This is a genomic window from Angustibacter peucedani (assembly GCF_054779595.1).
The window spans coordinates 1-18,771 of sequence record NZ_BAAGXY010000031.1; the positions used below are offsets into that span (position 1 = coordinate 1).

Consider the following 18,771-nt stretch of genomic DNA (forward strand, 5'->3'; position numbering starts at 1 on the left):
GGAAGACGTCCGTGTCCACCGGGACCCTGGTGTGCGGGCGCCACCACCGCCACGTCCACATCACCGGCATGACCGCCCGCCTCGTCGACGGCCGCATCGTCTGGTCCACCGACCCGCCGGACCAGCCACCAGATCCACCACCGGACGCGACAGCACCACCGAGCAGAGCCAGCGCAGCGGTCGACGACCTCGTCCGACGCTTCCTCACGCGGCTGCGGCGCTAGGCGGAGGGTTCGAGCCGCGCGGCGAGACTCACGTCCGTCCCGATGACGGCCAGCGGACACCCAGCTCGCAGGGCCGCGCGGTCGAGACGCACCGTCGAGCTGACCACGACCGTCAGTCGCGGGAAGTCCAAGGAGTCGGGCAGACCGCTAGCTCCGCACACCGTCGCCCCGGGTGCCGAGCCGGGAAGAGTGAGGTCGTAGCAGCTCCAGGAGGCGCGGGTGACGCCCGTGCGGCGCAGAGCTGCCAGGACGACGTCACCCAGCTCGGCCGGCGAGCCGGTCGAGGGAGAGGTCCAGCAGCGGGTCGCCGTGCCGCCGGCCGACGGGTGGTCCGCGCAGGGTGCGACCGCGAACCCGGACGGGAGCTCGAACATGGCGAGCGTGCGGTGCAGCTGGCGCTGGACACCTGGTTCCGCGGCCCGCCACCGGGCGGCGCTCCCGGCGTTCCAGGCGGCCACGCCCGACGCGGTCGACACGACCACACCCACCACGGGCAGGGCGCACGCCACGGCCCGTCGCCCCCACCCCATGCCCCTCAGGATCGGGACGGCGCGCGCACGGCTTGAGCGCTCAGGCGGGTGGAGCGGTGGCGACGTCCTCGACGTCGGGGACCGACCACAGCGTGCCGGGCTCGTGCTCCAGCCGGACGACGTCCACGACCGTCTGCGCGGGGATCACGCCGTACACGTGCGGGAACGGCACGTCGGCGCCCGGCACGTCCTCCCAGACCACCTGCGCGCCCTCGTGGTCGAGCAGGTCGAGGTCGACGACGAGCAGGTCGACGGCGGCGACGTCCGCGTAGAAGCCGTCGAGCACGCCAGGCAGCTGCGCGAGGGTCGAGGCGTGGATGAAGCCCTCGTCGACGAGGGTGCGGCCGCGGGTCGAGACGTCGTAGCTGCCGTCCTCGCGGGCCCGGGCCCAGTCCTCGGGGAGGGCGGCGTGCAGGATGCGCATGGTCGGACCCTACGCTTGACCCCGATGAGCGACGACGCGCACTCGTTCCACGAGAACATGATCCGGGCCAACACCGTGCTGCCGGCCCGGCGCGAGGACGTCGAGCTGCACACGGCCGACGGCCTGACCCTGGTGGGCGAGCTGGCTCTCCCGCTGGACCGCGACCCGGTGGCGACCCTGGTGACGCTGCACCCGTTGCCCACGCACGGCGGCTTCATGGACTCGCACGTGCTGCGCAAGGCGTCGTACCGGCTGCCGGCCCTTGCCGACCTCGCGGTGCTGCGCTTCAACCTGCGCGGCGTCACCAGCCCGCGCGGCACCAGCCAGGGCGAGTTCGACGCGGGCGACGCCGAGCGCTTCGACGTCGCCGCGGCGATCGAGCTGGCCGAGTTCCGCGAGCTGCCCCGGCCGTGGCTCGTGGGCTGGTCCTTCGGCACCGACCTGGCGCTCATGCACGGCTGCGACCCGGCGGTCGAGGGCGCGGTCCTGCTCAGCCCGCCGTTGCGGTTCTCGGCGCCGTCCGACCTCGAGCGGTGGGCGTCGTCCGGCAAGCCGGTGCTGGCCCTGGTGCCCGAGCACGACGACTACCTGCAGCCGCCCGAGGCGCGCGAGCGGTTCGCCGCGATACCGCAGGCCACGGTGATCGGCGTCGACGGCGCCAAGCACCTGTGGGTGGGGGAGCCGGCGGTGCGCCGGGTGCTCAACGAGGTCGTGGCCTTCGTCGAGCCCGGCCACGCGCCGCTGCCCACCACCTGGGACGGCCCGCTCGGCACGCCGCTGCACGTCTGACCCCTCTCCGCCACGGTGCGGCACAGTGGGCGCGTGATCGGGGGGCGCGAGCGGACATCTCCGGGTGTGACCTCACCACCTGAAGCACCCGGACCACCTGGACCACCCGGACCAGCCGAGCCGTCGGACGACGAGCGGCTGGCCGCGACCTTCCGCCAGCACGCCGGCCGGGTCTACGCGTACGCGCGGCGCCACGTCGAGGAGTCGCAGTGCGACGACGTGGTGTCCGAGACCTTCCTCGTCGCCTGGCGGCGCCCCGACCGCGTGCCCGACCAGCCGCTGCCGTGGCTGCTCGTCGTGGCACGCAACGTGATCGCCAACCAGCGACGCACGGCGCGGCGCGCCGACCAGCTGTGGTTCGCCGCCGTGCGGGAGGGGTGGCACCCGACGTCCCCGTCGGCGGCCGACGCCGTGCACGAGCGCGACAGCCTGCTGGCCGCCCTCGCGCAGTGCACCCGCGCCGAACGAGAGGCCCTGCTGCTCACCGCCTGGGACGGCCTCACCCCGGCTCAGGCCGCGGCCGTCGCCGGCTGCTCGGCCCGCGCGTTCACCGTGCGCCTGCACCGCGCCCGCACCCGGCTGCGCACCGCGCTCGCCGACGCCGACACCCCTCGCAGCGCGCGCGTCGACGACGCGCAGCGCGCCCCCCGACTCGTCCAGGAGCTGTCATGACCACGACCCACCGCGACCCCGTCGACCTGCTCGAGCTGGCCCGCCCCGACGACGACGACCTCGTCACGTCCTGGTCGCCCGACCGGGCCGAGCAGGTGCTGTCCGGCCTCACCCGCCCGACCCCCGGACGACGTCCCCGCACGACGGCGACGCGCGCCCGGCGGCGGGTGGCCCTGGGGGCCGTGGCCGCGGCCGCCGCAGCGGTCGCGCTGCTCGCCTCCACCGTGCTGGCGCCGCGCGACGCGATGCCGCAGGCCCAGGCCGTCGAGCGGCTGGCGCGCACGGCGGCCTCGGCCCCGGCCACGACGCCCGGGCCCCACGGCTACGTGCACCAGGTGGTGCACTTCGTCCAGCAGGGGCGTGATGCGCAGACGCCGGCGATCGACGTGACGTCCGAGAGCTGGGTGCGGGCCGACGGCACGGCCTGGTACCGCGAGGTGTCGCGCCGCGACCCGGTCGGCACGACCTACCGGCGCATCCCGCCCGCGGCTCTGGGCGACGACCCGTTCTACGGCGTGCGTCCGGCCGACTACGAGCGCTGGCCCACGGAGCCGGGCGCGCTGCGCCGCTACCTCGAGGCGCACGTCAACCGGGCGGCCGCACGCGACGAGCGTGACGTGACCCAGACGGTGTTCGAGGGGATGAGCGACCGGTTCGGCGTCGGCCTGACGCCGCCCGAGCTGAACGCCGCGATGATCCGGGTGCTGGGATCGCTGCCCGAGGTGCGGACGACGTCCACCACCTACGCCGGACGACCGGCCGTCCGCCTCGCCTTCACCTACGACGTCGAGAACGCGCTGTACTTCGACCAGGGGACCGCGCAGTTCCTCGGCGAGACGATGTCCGGCTCCGCCTCGCAGGTGCTGGTGCGCGACGTCGCGGGCTCGGTCCCCCTGACGGTGCGCGAGCGCGCGACGCCGGAGTAGCCGACCTGAGCGGTCAGTGCTGCTGCTGCCGGGGGAGCAGGACCTCCTGGTAGAGCAGCAGCAGCCCGGCCGCGACGGGGATCGCCATCAGGGCGCCGATGACGCCGAGCAGCGTGCCACCGGCGAGGGCGGCGACCACCGTGACCGCACCGGGCACGGCGACCGTGCGCTGCATGATCCGCGGGGCCACGACGTAGTTCTCGACCTGCTGGTAGATGACGTAGTAGACGGCGACGATGATCGCGTCGGTGCCGGAGGAGAACAGCGCCACCAGGACGACGAGCACCGCGCCGAGCGTGGCGCCGACCATCGGGATCAGGCCGAGGATGCCGACGCTCACCGCCAGCACGGCGCTGTACGGCACCCCGACGACCTTCATCATCAGGTAGCTGCAGATGCCGTTCACGGTGGCGACCGCGATCTGGCCCAGGAAGTACCCGCCCACCCGCCGGCTGATCTCCTCGGACAGGAAGCTGAAGCGCTGCCGGCGGGTGCGCGGCACCATCCGGTAGACCGACGCCTTCACCCGCGGCAGCGAGGCCGTGAAGTACAGCGTCAGCACCAGCACCGTGAACGCGCTGAACAGCCCGGACACCACGGCCTTCCCGGCGCCGAGCACGCCGCCGAAGACGCTGGTCCACAACGACTGGTCGGTGATCCGCTTCTGCAGCTCGGCCTGCGCCTTGGAGATCACGCCGTACTGGTCGTCGAGCCGCCGCACGGTCGAGTTCTTCAGCAGGTTGTCGACGAAGTCCGGCGCCTGGTCGGCCAGCTGCGCGGCCTCCTTGACGACCGGCGGCACGAGCAGCGCGACGATGCCGACGAAGACCACGATGACGCCGAGGAACACCAGCGCCACGGCCCGCCCGCGCCTCATCCCGCGGGCCTGGACGAACTGCACCACCGGGTCGAGCCCGAGGGCCAGGAAGAGCGACACGACGAGCAGGGTCAGCACCGACGACAGCCGCGTCACCAGCCCGAGCAGCCCCCACGCCAGCAGCACGCCGATCGCGCCGACGAACCCGACGTAGAACGGCGAGTGCCGGTTGAGCGGCTCGCCGGGCTCGCCGAGGCTGAGCACGTCGTCGTCGGACGACGGCCCCGACGACCCCGAGGCTCGCGGTCCGGCTGCCTCCGCGGCGGCCGCCCCCACGGCCGCGCTCGCGGTCTGCACGGCCTCGGACGCGGCCTCGGCGGCGTCCGCCCGTGCGTCGAGCTCGCGCTCGCCGGCCGCGTCCTGCTCGGCCGTGCGCTGCTTGTTGCGTCTCATCCGGCTCCTCCCGCGCAGGAGCCTAGGGGGTCAGACGTCGCGGAACCGGTTGATGGCGGGCAGCAGCGCGGCGCGCTTCTCGGCGTCCCGCACCCCCAGGCCCTCCTCGGGCGCGAGGCACAGCACGCCGACCTTGCCCTGGTGCTTGTTCTCGTGCACGTCCTTCGCCGCCTGGCCCACGTCGTCCAGCGAGTAGACCTTCGACAGCGTCGGGTGGATGAGCCCGCGGTTGATCAGGTCGTTGGCCTCCCAGGCCTCGCGGTAGTTCGCGAAGTGCGAGCCGATGATGCGCTTGAGGTTCATCCAGAGGTAGCGGTTGTCGTACTCGTGCATGAAGCCGGACGTCGACGCGCAGGTGACGATGGTGCCGCCCTTGCGCGCGGCGTAGACGCTGGCGCCGAAGGTCTCGCGGCCCGGGTGCTCGAAGACGATGTCGACGTCGCGCCCGCCGGTGAGCTCGCGGATGCGGCTGCCGAAGCGGCGCCACTCCTTCTGGTCCTGGGTCGTCTCGTCCTTCCAGAAACGGTAGTCCTCGGCCCGCCGGTCGATGACGAGCTCGGCCCCCATGGCGCGGCAGATCTGCGCCTTGTCCTCGCTCGAGACGACGCACACGGGCGTCGCGCCCGCGGCCAGCGCCATCTGCGTGGCGTACGAGCCGAGGCCGCCGGACGCGCCCCAGATCAGCACGGTGTCGCCGAGCTTCAGGCTCGCGCCGTTCTTGGAGATCAGTTGGCGGTAGGCGGTCGAGTTCACCAGCCCGGGGCTGGCGGCCTCCTCCCACGACAGGTGGTCCGGCTTGGGCATGAGCTGGTTCGCCTTGACCAGCGCGACGTGCGCGAGCCCGCCGAAGTTCGTCTCGAAGCCCCAGATCCGCTGCTCGGGGTCGAGCATCGTGTCGTTGTGGCCGTCGGGGTGCTCGAGCTCGACCGACAGGCAGTGGGCGACGACCTCGGCGCCGGGCTTCCAGCTGTGCACGCCGGGGCCGGTGCGCAGCACGACGCCGGCCAGGTCGGAGCCGACCACGTGGTAGGGCAGGTCGTGCCGCGCGGCGAGCGGCGAGGTGCGGCCGTAGCGCTCGAGGAAGCCGAACGTCGAGACCGGCTCGAAGATCGACGTCCAGACGGTGTTGTAGTTGATGGCGCTGGCCATCACGGCCACCAGCGCCTCGCCCGGGCCCACCTCGGGCAGGGGGACGTCCTCGACGTGCAGGCTGCGGCGCGGGTCCTTGTCGCGCGACTCGACGCCGTCGAACATGTCGACCTCGTCCTTGTGGACGGTCACGGCGCGGTAGGACTCGGGCACGGGCAGCGCCGCGAACTCCTCGGTGCTGGTGTCACCGGCGGTGATGGCGTCAAGGATCTGCTGCACGTCGTCCTCCTGAAGAGTGGCGGGGCTGGCCGAGAGGTTACTGACGAGTCACCTCCCGGCGGCAGGTCCGGAGCGCGGTTGTGATGGACGACACGGGGCGCCCCGCAGGGCTCAGGTCGCCGACCGGTCTGCCGATCTGCCGGACAGGACGCCGGACGCGTCCATAGCATCGGCGCAGGCACCCCGGCCGCGCGGCCGGGGGCAGGGACGCGGTGCAGCAGGGGGCCGACATGGGTGGCGTGACCCGTCGTGCGCTGCTGGGGGGCGCGGCCGGCTGCCTCGTCGCGGGCGTCGGGTCCGTGCTCGGGGCGAGCGCCGACGCGAGCCCCGCCTACCTGCCGGGCATGCGGACGACGACCCGGCGCTCGCGCCACGCGGCGCAGCCGGACGGCGTCTTCGCGGTCTCGACGCGGCACCGCACCGTGGCGCTGACCTTCGACGACGGCCCCGACCCGGACTACACGCCGCACGTGCTCGACCTGCTGGACCGGCACGAGGCGCGGGCCACCTTCTTCATGGTCGGCGTCAACGCGCTCGTGTGGCGCGACCTGGCGCGGGAGGTGGTCGCCCGGGGGCACACCGTCGCCAACCACACCCACGCGCACGTCGACCTGTACGACCTCGGCCAGGCGCCGGTGCGCGGCGAGCTGCAGCAGGGTGGCGACGACCTGGTGGACGTCGGCCTCGGGCGCCCCACGCTGTTCCGCCCGCCCAAGGGCTTCACCAGCCCCACGGTCGGTCGCGCGGCCCGCGGTCTCGGCCTGCGCACCGCGTTCTGGACCCAGTGCGTCGAGGCGGTGCACTCCGGCTCGCCGCGCGACGTGGCCCGCTTGATGCTGGCCCGCACCGCCCCCGGCCAGATCCTGCTGGCGCACGACGGCGGCCGGGTCATGACGTCCGGCGGGCAGAGCGTCGACCGCACCGCCACCATGGAGGTCCTGCCGTTCCTGCTGTCCGGGCTGCGCTCGTCCGGCTGGGACGTCGTCGCCCTGCCGGACCTGCTCGCGCGCGGTCCGGCCCGCTGACCCGGAGGTGCTGGCGTCGTGACCGACACCGACCGCACCGCACCCCCCGAGCCCGAGCCGGACGTCGAGCCGGACGTCGAGGCGGACGTCGAGCCGGACGTCGAGGCGGACGCCGAGCGGGACGACCCGTACGACGAGCGGCGGATGCGCTCGCTCGACCTGCTGCGCGGCATCGCGGTCGCCGGCATGGTCGTCGTCAACGGCGAGGGCAACCCGCACGAGAAGCCGCCGGGCGTCACCCACGCGGTGTGGGACGGCCTGACGCCGGCCGACCTGGTCTTCCCGACCTTCCTGCTGGTGAGCGGCGCCGCCCTGGGCGTCGCCCTGCGCGCGCGACCGGGCGTGCACGCCGGCCTGGTGCGCCGGGCCGCGGCGCTGTTCGCCATCGGGCTGCTGCTCAACGCGCTGCCGTGGCCCGGGTTCGGCGACCTGCGCGTCATGGGTGTGCTGCAACGGATCGGGCTCACCGCGCTGCTCGCCGCGCTCGTGCTGCTGCACCTGCGCACCCGGTACGCCGTGGCGCTCGCGACCGGCGTCCTCGTCGCGTACACCGTCGCGCTCACCGCCGGCGGACCGGCGGCCCACGCGCCGTCGTCCAGCTGGCCGAAGGCGGTCGACACGGCGCTGCTCGGGCTCGACCACCTCTACAGCCCGACCCGGGGCGACCCCGAGGGGCTCGCGTCGACACCGGCCGCCGTCGTCACCGTGCTGCTGGGTGCGTGGACGGTGCGGACGTTACGCGACAAGGGGTTCCGGACGTCGGCCCTGCTCGGCCTGGGCCTGCTGGCCGCCGGTGGCCTGGCCGCCCTCGCGGTGCCGCCCAACAAGTTCCTCTGGACGCCCGCGTTCGTGCTGCTCTGCGCGGGCACCGGTGCCCTCGCGCTCACCGGGCTCTCGGCTCTCGCCGACTCGTCGGTGCGCCGGGTCGTGGGAAAGCCGTGGGAGGCGTTGGGGCGCAACGCTCTCGTGGTCTACGTCGGCTCCGAGCTCACGATCATGCTGCTGCGCGCCACGGACCTGCGCGACGGCATCTACCGCACCGTCTTCGAGCCGGTGGGAGGCGCGCGTGGCGGGTCGCTGCTCTACGCGCTCGCGGTGCTGCTGCTGTGGTGGCTCGTGTGCGCCGTCCTGTGGCGACGGCGCCGGTTCGTCACGGTGTAGCGGGCTCGACCAGCTCGACGAGCACGCCGCCGGCGTCCTTGGGGTGCACGAAGTTGACCCGGCTGCCCGCCGTCCCGCGCCGCGGCGCGTCGTACAGCAGGCGCAGCCCGCGCTCGCGCAGCACCGCCGACACCGCCTCGACGTCCTCGACCCGGTAGGCGACCTGCTGCAGCCCCGGGCCGCTGCGGTCGAGGAACTTGGCGATCGTGGAGTCCGGGGTCAGCGGCGCCAGGAGCTGCACGCACGAACCGGAGGCCCCGACGGCCATCATGGCCTCGCGCACGCCCTGCTCCTCGTTGACCTCCTCGTGCTGCAGCGCCATGCCGAGGGTGTCGCGGTAGAACGCGACCGCCGCGTCGAGGTCGGGCACCGCGACGCCGACGTGGTCGACGGCGGTGAAGAGCTGCTGGACGTCGCTGAGCGGGGAGGTCATGCCCGAGAGGCTAGGGCGGCGCGACCGCCCGCGGCGACGGTCGCGTGCCAGGTGTGGCCAGCGCCACGTGCAGCGGCCGCGAGGCACCCCGCGCGCGCGGTTAGGCTGGGAGCGTGCGCGACAGCGACGTCGCGCCCACGACGACTGCCCGGAGGTCCACCGTGTCCGCATCCCAGCCCGACCAGCGCACGTCCGTCATCGTCGGCGGTGCGCGGACGCCGATGGGCCGGCTGCTCGGGTCGCTGAGCGGCTTCTCCGGCGCCGACCTCGGCGGGTTCGCCATCAAGGGTGCGCTCGAGAAGAGCGGCGTGGCCGCCGACGCCGTCCAGTACGTGATCATGGGCCAGGTGCTCACGGCCGGGGCGGGCCAGATCCCCGCCCGCCAGGCCGCCCAGAAGGCCGGCATCCCGATGACCGTCCCGGCGCTGACCATCAACAAGGTCTGCCTGTCGGGCATCGACGCCATCGCGCTGGCCGACCAGCTGATCCGCGCCGGCGAGTTCGACGTCGTGGTCGCGGGCGGCCAGGAGTCGATGAGCCAGGCCCCGCACCTGCTGGAGAAGTCGCGCACCGGCTTCAAGTACGGCGACGTGACGATGCGCGACCACATGGCCTTCGACGGCCTCTGGGACGCCTTCACCGACCAGGCGATGGGCAACCTCACCGAGTCCGCGAACGTCGCCGACCAGGAGTTCAGCCGCGAGGAGCAGGACGCCTTCAGCGCCCGCAGCCACCAGCTGGCCGCGCAGGCGTGGAAGAACGGCCTGTTCGACGACGAGGTCGTCCCGGTCGAGATCCCGCAGCGCAAGGGCGACCCGATCACCTTCGCCACCGACGAGGGCGTGCGCGCCGACACCACGGTCGAGTCGCTGTCGCGCCTGCGCCCGGCGTTCAGCAAGGACGGCACCATCACCGCCGGCTCGGCCTCGCAGATCTCGGACGGCGCGGCCGCCGTGGTCGTGATGAGCAAGGCCAAGGCCGAGGAGCTGGGGCTGCCCTGGCTGGCCGAGATCGGCGCCCACGGCGTCGTCGCCGGCCCCGACTCGACGCTGCAGCAGCAGCCGGCCCGGGCCATCGCGGTGGCGTGCGAGAAGGAGGGCATCTCGCCGTCCGACCTCGACCTGGTCGAGATCAACGAGGCGTTCGCTGCCGTCGGGCTGGCCTCGACCAAGGAGCTCGGCCTCGACCCCGAGATCGTCAACGTCAACGGCGGCGCCATCGCCATGGGCCACCCGATCGGCATGTCCGGCGCGCGCATCGCGCTGCACCTCGCCCTCGAGCTCAAGCGGCGCGGCGGCGGCGTCGGCGCGGCGGCCCTGTGCGGCGGCGGCGGCCAGGGCGACGCGCTCGTCGTCCGCGTCCCGCAGGCCTGATCGAGCGGTCGACGGCCACGTGGCGCGCACGGTCGACGTCCCGGCCCTGGTCGAGCAGGCCCGGGCCGGGAGCCCGCGTGCCGTCGCGCGGCTGATCTCGCTCGTCGAGGACGCCCACCCCGCCCTGCGCGAGGTGATGGCCGCCCTCGCGCCGCACACCGGCAGCGCGCACGTCATCGGGATCACCGGCAGCCCGGGCGTGGGCAAGTCCACGACGACCTCCGCCCTGGTCAAGGCCCTGCGCGCCGACGACCACCGGGTCGGCGTGCTGGCGGTCGACCCGTCCTCGCCGTTCTCGGGCGGCGCGCTGCTCGGCGACCGCGTGCGCATGCAGGACCACGCGCTCGACCCCGGCGTCTACATCCGGTCGATGGCCAGCCGCGGGCACCTCGGCGGGCTGTCGTGGGCCACCCCGCAGGCGCTGCGCGTGCTCGACGCGGCCGGCTGCGACGTCGTCCTGGTCGAGACCGTCGGCGTCGGACAGAGCGAGGTCGAGATCGCCGGGCTCGCCGACACCACCCTGGTGCTGCTCGCGCCGGGCATGGGCGACGGCATCCAGGCGGCCAAGGCGGGCATCCTCGAGGTGGGCGACGTCTTCGTCGTCAACAAGGCCGACCGCGACGGCGCCGACGCCACGGTGCGCGACATCCGGCACATGATCTCGCTGGGGGAGTCCCGCGCGCCCGGGGACTGGCGCCCGCCGGTGGTCAAGACCGTCGCGTCGCGCGAGGAGGGCCTGGACGACGTCACAGCGGCGATCGACAAGCACCGGGCGTGGCTGGACGAGACCGGCCACCTGCGCGAGCGGCGGGTGCGCCGGGCGTCCGACGAGGTCGAGGCCATCGCGCTGGCCGAGCTGCGCGGACGCATGGGCGACCTGCGGCACGGCACCGGGCTCGACGAGCTCGCGGCCGCGGTCGTCGACGGCGCGACCGACCCGTACGACGCGGCCGACCGGCTGGTCGAGGCCGTGACGGCGTCCGCCCGCTGACTCGCCCGCTGACTCGCCCGCTGACTCGCCCGCGGACTCGTCCGCGGCGAGCCGCAGCGCCGTGTGGGTAGGGTCGGCCCGTGACGACGCTCGGGGTGGGTGACGGTCGTGCGCGCGGTGACGTGGCGATCGAGGTGCAGGGGCTGGTCAAGCGCTACGGCGACCTGACCGCCGTCGACGGGGTCTCGTTCGAGGTCGCGCGCGGCGAGTTCTTCGGCATCCTCGGTCCCAACGGCGCCGGCAAGACGACGACGCTGGAGATGGTCGAGGGGCTGCGCGAGCCGGACACCGGCACGGTGCGCCTGCTGGGCGAAGAACCGTGGCCGCGCAACCCGAAGCTGTTGCCGCGCATGGGAGTCCAGCTGCAGGCGTCGGCGTTCTTCGAGAAGCTCACGGCCCGCGAGCAGCTCGAGACCTTCGGCGCGCTCTACGGCGTCGAGCGGCGCCGGGTCGACGAGATGCTCGAGCTCGTGGGGCTGGCCGACAAGGCCGCCACCCGAGAGGACAAGCTCAGCGGCGGCCAGCGCCAGCGGCTCTCGATCGCCTGCGCGCTGGTGCACGACCCCGAGCTCGTCTTCTTCGACGAGCCCACCGCGGCGCTCGACCCGCAGGCCCGGCGCAACCTGTGGGACGTGCTGCGCGAGGTGCAGTCGCGCGGCACGACGGTCGTCTACACGACGCACTACCTCGACGAGGCCGAGATCCTGTGCGACCGGGTCGCGATCATGGACTCCGGCCGGATCCTCGCCAGCGACACCCCGGCCGCGCTGGTGCGGGGGCTGCAGGCCGACACCCGCGTCGCGCTGCCGGACGGCGTGCTGACGGCGGCCGAGGCCCGCGCGCTGCCGGGCGCCGACACCGTGCAGGACGCCGACGGCGAGCTGGTGATGAGCACTCGCACCCCCGCGGTGCTGCTGCAGTCGTTGGCCGAGCGCGACCGGCTCGACGGCGTCAGCGTGCGCACCGCCACCCTCGAGGACGTCTTCTTGCACCTCACCGGACGGGAGTACCGCGCATGAGCACCGCCACGGCCACCGAGCCCGCGCCGCAGCCCGCGCCCCCGGCCGGCCGGACGACGTACCAGGCCTCGCCGTGGTCGTCGTTCCGCACGCTGGCCCGGGCCATGCTGCGCAGCTTCTTCCGCGACCGCATGGCGCTGTTCTTCACGTTCTTCTTCCCGCTGATGTTCCTCGTCGTCTTCGGGCTGGTCTTCAACGACGCCGGGTCGAGCCGCACCACCATCGGCGTGGTCGGCGACGGGGCGCTGGTGAAGGCGCTGCCGTCGTCGGTCCTCGAGACCAAGACCTACCCCTCGCTCGACGCCGGCGTGGCCGCGGTGCGTGCGGGCGACGTCCCCGCGGTCGTCGAGCAGCAGGGCGACCGGCTGGTGCTGCGGTTCGCCGCGAGCGACGCCGTGCGTGCCGCCACTGTGCAGGGGATCCTCAGCTCGGTGGTCGACCGCGGCAACGTCGCCGCCACCGGGCAGCCGCCGCGGCTGACGCTGGAGGCGCAGCGGGTCGAGGACGAGTCGCTCAAGCCGATCCAGTTCACGACGGGCGGCATCCTGTCGTGGGGCGTGGCGACGTCCGCGGCGTTCGGCGCGGCGCTCACCATCGTCAGCTGGCGCAAGAAGCAGCTGCTGCGCCGCGTGCGCCTGTCGCCCGCACCGGTCTGGACCGTGGTCGCGGCGCGCGTCGGCGTGAGCCTGGTGGTCGCGTTCGTGCAGGCGGCGATCTACGTGGGCGTCGCGCTCACCCCGCCGTTCGGGCTCCAGCTGGCCGGCAGCTGGTGGCTCGCGGCGCCGCTGCTGGTGTGCGGCACCCTGGCCTTCCTGTCGATCGGGCTGCTGGTCGGGGCGATCGCCAAGACCGAGGAAGCGGCCAGCGCGATGGCCAACTTCATCGTGCTGCCGATGGCGTTCCTGTCCGGCACCTTCTTCGACATCTCGGCCGCGCCGGCCTGGCTGCGTGGCGTGAGCCAGGTGTTCCCGTTGCGGCACATGAACGACGCGATGCTCGACGTGCTCGCGCGCGGCCAGGGTTTCACCGACGTCCTCGCGCCGTGCGGCATCCTGCTCGCCTTCGCGGTGGTGCTCACCGCCGTCGCCACCCGGCTCTTCCGCTGGGACGACGTCTAGTCCCGACGCACGAGCAGATCGCTTGGGGGAGTAGCGTCGGCGCCATGCTGATCGCCTTCTCCGTCGCTCCCTCCGGCACCGGTGACTCGGTGTCGGCCGCCGTGGCCGACGCCGTGCGCGTCGTCCGCGAGTCCGGCCTGCCGCACCGCACCGACTCGATGTTCACCACCATCGAGGGCGAGTGGGACGAGTGCCTGGACGTCGTCAAGCGGGCCTGCGAGGCGGTGGGGCAGCACGGCGAGCGCGTCTCGCTGGTGCTGAAGGCCGACATCCGGCCGGGCCGCACCGGCGAGATGCAGGCCAAGCTCGACCGGCTCGAGCAGGCGATCGAGGCCGGCTCCGCCGGGTGAGCGCGCGCTACGTCGTCCGCGCCCTCGAGCTCGGTGACGCCGACGAGCTCGGTCGCGTCCACACCCTGGTCTGGCAGCAGACCTACGCCGGGCTGATGCCCGACGACTACCTGGCCTCGCGCTCGGCCGAGCGCTCGGCCGAGCGGTTCCGGCAGCAGGCGTCGCAGCCCGCGCCCGGCGTGGTCGACCTGGTGGGGCTCGCGGACGGCGTGCCGGTCGGCTTCGCCTCGGCCGGCCCGACCCGCGACGAGCCCGCCGACCCGCCCCACGAGCTGTACGTCGTCAACGTGCTGGCCGCGCACCACGGCACCGGGCTGGGGGAGGAGCTGTTCACCCGGGCGGTGCGCGAGACGGCCGGCGACGGGCCGGTGTCGCTGTGGGTGCTGCGCGGCAACGAGCGGGCGGCGGCGTTCTACCGCCGGCACGGCTTCGCGCCCGACGGCACCAGCAAGCCGCACGAGCCCACGGGCACGACGGAGGACCGCTGGGTCCGACGCTGACACCGAGACGCTGACACCGGCCGGTGTCGACGTCCGGGCCGGCTCCCGACCCGATTCCGTTGCCCCGCAGCGGAACCCGGGAGCATTGCTCAGCAATGGATCACGATGCGGTCACGATGCCGTCACGATGCCGGTCGTCACCTGGGCGCGAGGCGGGCCGTGGGACAGGCTGGCGCGGTGACGGGACTGGTGTGGGCCCGCTTGCGGGCCCAGCCCGGTCAAGCCGTGCTCGTGGGAGCGCTGTCCGGCGTCCTGGCCCTCACCGCCGTCCTGGGGCTGGCCTACGCCCGCGCGGTCGAGGAGTCGGTGCAGCGCACCGTCCTGCGCACCGCGCCGAGCGACGTGCGCGGCCTGCAGGTGCAGGTCGAGTCCGACCGCCCGCCCAGCCCGGACGAGCTGCGCGCCGCGCTGTCGCCCGAGGTCGACCGCCCGACCTGGGGCGAGCCGGTGGCCGGGGCGAGCGCCAACGCGCTGCTCGCCATCCGCACCGGCAGCCTGCTGGTGCCGCTCGTGGCGCGCGACGACGTCTGCGCGCACGTGTCCATGTCGGCCGGCCGCTGCTCGACCGCCCAGGGCGAGGTGGTGCTGGCGGAGTCGACCGCGGCACTGGCCGGCGCGAAGGTCGGCAGCACCCTGGACCTCACCGACGCCTCGGCCGACTCCGGCACCCGGACGACGGTGCTGCGCGGGCTCCGGGTGGTCGGCCTGTACGCCCAGCCGCGCGACCTCGACTCCTACTGGTTCAACCGCAAGCTGGCCGCGGCCGCGACGGGTGACGCCACCATCACGCCCACCGCCGCAGTCTTGGTCGGCTGGCCCACCCTCGCCGGTGCGCGGTGGCGCGCGCTCGCGGTGTCGGTCGACGTCCCGCTGGACGTCGACCGGCTGACCCTGGCTCGGGTGCCCCAGGCCCGCTCCGACCTGCAGGCGTTGCAGCGCAAGGCGTCCAGCACCAACGGGCGCACCAGCACCCAGCTCGGCCCGTTGCTCGACGAGGCGGCGCAGCAGCGTGCCGACGCCCGGGCCCCGCTGCCGCTGCTCGCGCTGCAGGGCGTGCTGCTCGCGCTGGTCGTGCTGGTCTACGTGGCCGCCGCCACCACCGAGCAGCGCCGCCCCGAGGTGGCGCTCGCCCGGCTGCGCGGCCAGCTGCCCGGGCACGCGGCCGGCCTGCTGGTGCGCGAGCTGGCGGGCGTGGTGGTGCTGGGGTGCCTGGCCGGCGGGGTCGTCGGGTGGCTGCTGGCGCGCGCCGCCGCCGTGCGCTGGCTCGAGCCCGGAGTCCCGGTGGACGTCGGCTGGCCGCTGCTCGTCGCGGTCGCGGCCTGCGCGGTGGCGGCCGTGGTGGCCGTGACGGTCACCGCCGTGCCGACGGTGCGCGAGCCGCTCGTGTCGCTGCTGCGCTCGGTGCCGCCGCGCAGCTCGACCCTCAAGGCCGGCATCGCCGACGGCGCCGTCGTCGCGCTGTGCGTGGCCGGTCTGGTGACGCTGCTCGGCGACGACGCCAGCTCGCCCACCGCGCTGGTCGCCCCGGGGCTGCTCGCGCTCGCCGGGGGGCTGCTGCTGTCGCAGGCGGTCGTGCCGGTGGCGGGCGCGCTGGGCCGGCGGCTGCTCGCGAGCGGTCGGATCGCCACCGGCCTGGCCTGCGTGGCGGTCTCGCGCCGCCCGGCGCTGCGCCGGCTCGTCGCGATCGAGACCGTGGCCGTGGCGCTGCTGGTGTTCGCCGGTGCGGCCGGGGCGGTCGGCGCGCACCAGCGCGAGGCCGCGGCGCAGCGCTCGGTCGGCGCGCCGGTCGTCCTCACGGTGCGCTCCGACAACCCGGCCGAGCTGATGGACGCGGTGGACAAGGCCGACCCGGGTGGCCGCTACGCCGCCCCGGTGATGGCCGCCCATCCCGCCTCCGGCACCGGCACCACGACCCTGGCGGTCGACCCGCAGCGCTTCTCGCGGGTGGCGCTGTGGGACGAGTCCGGCGACGCGGGGGAGGGCCACCCGTCGCTGGCCGCCCTCACGCCGAAGGCCGCCGTGCCGGTCGAGATCACCGGCCGCCGCCTCGCCCTGGACGTCGAGTTCCGCTGGGCCGGGTACACGCCCGGGCCGGACGAGGCGGGCGGCGACGGCCCGACGTCCGCCGGTCTGCTCGAGCCCGCCCACCTGGTCGTGCACGTCGCCGACCGGCAGGGGCTGCTGCGCAGCGTCGACCTCGGCGAGCTGCGCTCGGGGCAGCAGCGCATGGCGGCCGACGTGCCGTGCGACACCGGGTGCCGGCTGCGGCTGGTGCAGGTCGCGCGCGACCCCAACGACCCCGGCACCGCGGTGCTCGACATCGTGCTGAGCCGGGCCACGGTCGACGGGCGTGCGCTCGACCTGCGTCCCGGTGACCTCGGCTGGCGGATCACGGGCTACCTGGACGACCCCAAGAACGACGACCGCGGCGGCCTGCACGCCAGCGCCCGCAGCTTCCACGCCGACCTGCTGCTGGCCCGCACCGACCGCCCGCTCACCCTGCCGGCGATGTCGACCGCCGGGGTCGGCGTCTCGCCCTACGGCGTCCCCGAGAGCGGCGACCTGATGATCGACCAGGCCGAGCTCGTCACCGGCCCGGCCATCGCCGGCTCGGACACCAGCTACCACAAGCTCGGCGCCCTGCCCCGGGTGCCGGGAGCCCCCAACCCGGCCCTGCTCGTCTCGCTCGACGACGCGCGCGAGCTGGACGGCGGCACCGCCCCCACCACGACCGCCGAGGTCTGGCTGGCGCAGGACGACGCCGACCGCGAGGCCGCGCTCACCCGGTCGCTGGCCGCCGCGGGCCTGCCGGTCGTCTCGCGGACGACGGTCGCCGAGGTCGCGACGGCCGCCGGGCAGCGCGGCACCGGGCTGTCGCTGCACCTCGCGACCGTGATCGGCGTGGTCGCCCTGCTGCTCGCCGCCGCCGTGCTCGCCGTCGCGGTCGTGACGTCCGGCCGGGTGCGGGCCTACGTCCTGGCCGGCGTGCGCGCGGTCGGCGTCCCGCGCCGCACGGTCGTGCGCGCGGCGGTGCGCGAGCAGCTGCTGGTCGCCGTGGCCGGCGTCGTGTCGGGCGCCGTGCTCGACGCGGTGGGCGCCGCGCTGACGCTGTCGCGCGACGGCAGCGACTCCAGCCTGCCCGCGCCCCAGGTGCTGTCGGGCACCGGCGCGGTGCTCGTGCTGCTCCTGGTCAGCGCCGTGCTGCTGGTCGGCGTGTGCGTCGGGCTGGGCGCCCGGCTGGGCCGCCAGGCGCGGCCCACGCTGCTGCGCGAGGGGGCCCGGTGAAGCACCCCGGAGCCCGCACCAGCCGCTTCGCCGGCCTGGCCCTGGCGCTGCGCCTGGCCGTGCGCGGCATCGCGTACCGCCGGCTCACCGCGGCGGTGGTGCTGGTGCTGGCGGTCGTGGCCGCCACCGCCGCCGTCGTCGCCCCGTTGTACTCGCGCGCGGCCGAGGAGTCGATCGCGCGCAGCGCGCTCTCGCGCTCGGACGTGTTCGCCCGTGCCGTGCACGCCGACGTGTCGGCCAACGCCGCCAAGGTGGCGCTGCCGGCCAGCGGCACGGTCGACAGCCTCGGCCGCCGGTTGCACGCGCCGTACTTCGGCCGGCCCGTCGTGTCGTCGCTGACGAGCGGCACGGCCACCGCGAAGGCGGGACCGCAGGCGGGCGGCCAGATCCAGGTCCCTCTCGTCGAGCGGGTCGGCACCTGCCAGCACCTGACCATCACCTCGGGCCGCTGCGCAACCAAGCCGGACGAGGCGGTCCTCACGACGCGCAGCGCCGAGCTGCTCGGCCTGCGGGTCGGCGACCGGCTCGAGGCCGGGCTGACCGACGTCCAGCGCCCGGACGGCTCGCAGCAGGTGGCGCGGCTCACGGTCGTCGGCACCACCGAGCCCTTCGACCTGGACGACGACTTCTGGGTCGGGCGCCCGCTGTTCCGCTACTACCCGGTCTCGCGGCCCAACGGGCTCGGCGAGCTGCCGCCCCTGACCGACACCGTCTTCATGGGCACCGGCGCCGCCCGCCAGCTGGGCGTCGTGCAGTACTCGGTCGACGTCCCGACCGACGGCGGGGCGATCGGCCTGGACGACGGCCCGGCCGTCGCCGCCACCGTCGACCAGGCCCGGGTCGAGCTGGGCAAGGTCGGCGTCGCCGTCACCAGCCAGCTGCCCACCCTGATCGGCACGTCCAACCGCCGCAGCGACGTGGTGCGGGTCGCCGCGCCGCTCGCGGCCTTCCAGCTGGTGCTGCTCGCCTGGGTGATCCTGGCCCACGTCGTCAGCTCGGCCACCCAGGAGCGCGCGCCCGAGCTCGGCCTGGCCAAGCTGCGCGGGCTGACGCCCCCGCGCACCGTGCGGTTCGGCCTGGGCGAGGTCGCCCTGCTGCTGCTCGTCTCGGCGCCGATCGGCACGCTGCTCGGCTGGTGGGTCGTCCACGAAGTCGCGGTGCACCTGCTCGAGCCCGGCGTCGAGCTGCGGATCACGCCGGCGGTCGTGGCCTCGGTCGCGCTGGGCGTGCTCGGCGGCATCGGGGCCGCCGCGGTCGCCGCGCGCGGCGTCGCGCGCGGGCACGTGGCCGACCGGCTGCGCCGCGTGCCCGGC

The 18,771-nt window shown here is 74.8% G+C and carries 18 protein-coding genes and 1 pseudogene; 14 read left to right on the top strand and 5 right to left on the bottom strand.

Features of this window, described 5'->3' with window-relative positions; all coding sequences use genetic code 11:
• A pseudogene (locus tag ACYVJ4_RS07360) lies at positions 1–224 on the top strand (hypothetical protein); the annotation flags it as partial.
• Here ACYVJ4_RS07360 and ACYVJ4_RS07365 read toward each other — a convergent pair.
• Together ACYVJ4_RS07365 and ACYVJ4_RS07370 are read right to left on the bottom strand one after the other, a co-directional pair.
• Positions 221–754 (bottom strand): hypothetical protein, encoded by a 534-nt coding sequence (locus ACYVJ4_RS07365; RefSeq protein WP_460459465.1) that lies wholly within the window; start codon positions 752–754, stop codon positions 221–223. The pseudogene ACYVJ4_RS07360 and the gene ACYVJ4_RS07365 overlap by 4 nt on opposite strands.
• A gap of 40 nt (positions 755–794) precedes the next feature.
• Positions 795–1,178 (bottom strand): DUF952 domain-containing protein, encoded by a 384-nt coding sequence (locus tag ACYVJ4_RS07370; protein WP_460459466.1) that lies wholly within the window; start codon positions 1,176–1,178, stop codon positions 795–797.
• A gap of 24 nt (positions 1,179–1,202) precedes the next feature.
• Here ACYVJ4_RS07370 and ACYVJ4_RS07375 point away from each other — a divergent pair, with 24 nt between their 5' ends.
• From ACYVJ4_RS07375 to ACYVJ4_RS07385, 3 genes are all read left to right on the top strand, one after another.
• Complete coding sequence (locus ACYVJ4_RS07375) at positions 1,203–1,967, top strand: alpha/beta hydrolase (RefSeq protein WP_460459467.1); 765 nt, start codon at positions 1,203–1,205, stop codon at positions 1,965–1,967.
• Positions 1,968–2,033: 66 nt separating this feature from the next.
• Positions 2,034–2,639, top strand: coding sequence for an RNA polymerase sigma factor (locus ACYVJ4_RS07380; RefSeq protein WP_460459468.1), 606 nt, complete (start codon positions 2,034–2,036; stop codon positions 2,637–2,639).
• Positions 2,636–3,565 carry a hypothetical protein gene (locus tag ACYVJ4_RS07385; RefSeq protein ID WP_460459469.1) on the top strand — a complete coding sequence of 310 codons (930 nt, stop codon included), beginning with the start codon at positions 2,636–2,638 and terminating at the stop codon, positions 3,563–3,565. Before ACYVJ4_RS07380 ends, ACYVJ4_RS07385 begins: the two co-directional genes overlap by 4 nt.
• 13 nt (positions 3,566–3,578) lie before the next feature.
• Here ACYVJ4_RS07385 and ACYVJ4_RS07390 read toward each other — a convergent pair whose 3' ends face one another.
• Both ACYVJ4_RS07390 and ccrA read right to left on the bottom strand, forming a co-directional pair.
• A complete protein-coding gene (locus tag ACYVJ4_RS07390) occupies positions 3,579–4,835 on the bottom strand; it encodes an AI-2E family transporter (RefSeq protein WP_460459470.1) in 1,257 nt (418 codons plus the stop codon).
• A gap of 30 nt (positions 4,836–4,865) precedes the next feature.
• Positions 4,866–6,203: a crotonyl-CoA carboxylase/reductase gene (gene ccrA / locus ACYVJ4_RS07395; RefSeq protein ID WP_460459471.1), complete on the bottom strand. Its 1,338-nt coding sequence runs from the start codon at positions 6,201–6,203 to the stop codon at positions 4,866–4,868.
• A gap of 230 nt (positions 6,204–6,433) precedes the next feature.
• Here ccrA and ACYVJ4_RS07400 point away from each other — a divergent pair, with 230 nt between their 5' ends.
• Both ACYVJ4_RS07400 and ACYVJ4_RS07405 read left to right on the top strand, forming a co-directional pair.
• Positions 6,434–7,228, top strand: coding sequence for a polysaccharide deacetylase family protein (locus tag ACYVJ4_RS07400; RefSeq protein ID WP_460459472.1), 795 nt, complete (start codon positions 6,434–6,436; stop codon positions 7,226–7,228).
• A gap of 18 nt (positions 7,229–7,246) precedes the next feature.
• A complete protein-coding gene (locus ACYVJ4_RS07405; RefSeq protein WP_460459473.1) occupies positions 7,247–8,389 on the top strand; it encodes a heparan-alpha-glucosaminide N-acetyltransferase domain-containing protein in 1,143 nt (380 codons plus the stop codon).
• Here the strand turns inward: ACYVJ4_RS07405 and mce are convergent.
• A complete protein-coding gene (mce, locus tag ACYVJ4_RS07410) occupies positions 8,379–8,822 on the bottom strand; it encodes a methylmalonyl-CoA epimerase (RefSeq protein WP_460459474.1) in 444 nt (147 codons plus the stop codon). The genes ACYVJ4_RS07405 and mce overlap by 11 nt on opposite strands.
• Positions 8,823–8,983: 161 nt before the next feature.
• Here mce and ACYVJ4_RS07415 point away from each other — a divergent pair, with 161 nt between their 5' ends.
• From ACYVJ4_RS07415 to ACYVJ4_RS07450, 8 genes are all read left to right on the top strand, one after another.
• Positions 8,984–10,195 (top strand): acetyl-CoA C-acetyltransferase, encoded by a 1,212-nt coding sequence (locus ACYVJ4_RS07415; protein WP_460459475.1) that lies wholly within the window; start codon positions 8,984–8,986, stop codon positions 10,193–10,195.
• 19 nt (positions 10,196–10,214) lie between these two features.
• Positions 10,215–11,186, top strand: coding sequence for a methylmalonyl Co-A mutase-associated GTPase MeaB (gene meaB / locus ACYVJ4_RS07420; protein ID WP_460459476.1), 972 nt, complete (start codon positions 10,215–10,217; stop codon positions 11,184–11,186).
• Between the two features lie 122 nt (positions 11,187–11,308).
• Positions 11,309–12,205, top strand: a complete 897-nt coding sequence (locus tag ACYVJ4_RS07425; protein ID WP_460459482.1) for an ABC transporter ATP-binding protein — start codon at positions 11,309–11,311, stop codon at positions 12,203–12,205.
• Positions 12,202–13,323, top strand: coding sequence for an ABC transporter permease (locus ACYVJ4_RS07430; protein WP_460459477.1), 1,122 nt, complete (start codon positions 12,202–12,204; stop codon positions 13,321–13,323). The genes ACYVJ4_RS07425 and ACYVJ4_RS07430 overlap by 4 nt, the downstream gene beginning before the upstream one ends.
• 44 nt (positions 13,324–13,367) lie before the next feature.
• The gene (locus tag ACYVJ4_RS07435; RefSeq protein WP_460459478.1) at positions 13,368–13,673 is read left to right on the top strand and encodes an MTH1187 family thiamine-binding protein; all 306 of its coding nucleotides are present in this window, start codon (positions 13,368–13,370) and stop codon (positions 13,671–13,673) included.
• Complete coding sequence (locus ACYVJ4_RS07440) at positions 13,670–14,173, top strand: GNAT family N-acetyltransferase (RefSeq protein WP_460459479.1); 504 nt, start codon at positions 13,670–13,672, stop codon at positions 14,171–14,173. The genes ACYVJ4_RS07435 and ACYVJ4_RS07440 overlap by 4 nt, the downstream gene beginning before the upstream one ends.
• Before the next feature lie 177 nt (positions 14,174–14,350).
• Positions 14,351–17,458, top strand: coding sequence for an FtsX-like permease family protein (locus ACYVJ4_RS07445; protein ID WP_460459480.1), 3,108 nt, complete (start codon positions 14,351–14,353; stop codon positions 17,456–17,458).
• A partial coding sequence (locus ACYVJ4_RS07450) for an ABC transporter permease (protein WP_460459481.1) occupies positions 17,455–18,771 on the top strand: 1,317 nt, incomplete at its 3' end. The genes ACYVJ4_RS07445 and ACYVJ4_RS07450, both read left to right, overlap by 4 nt.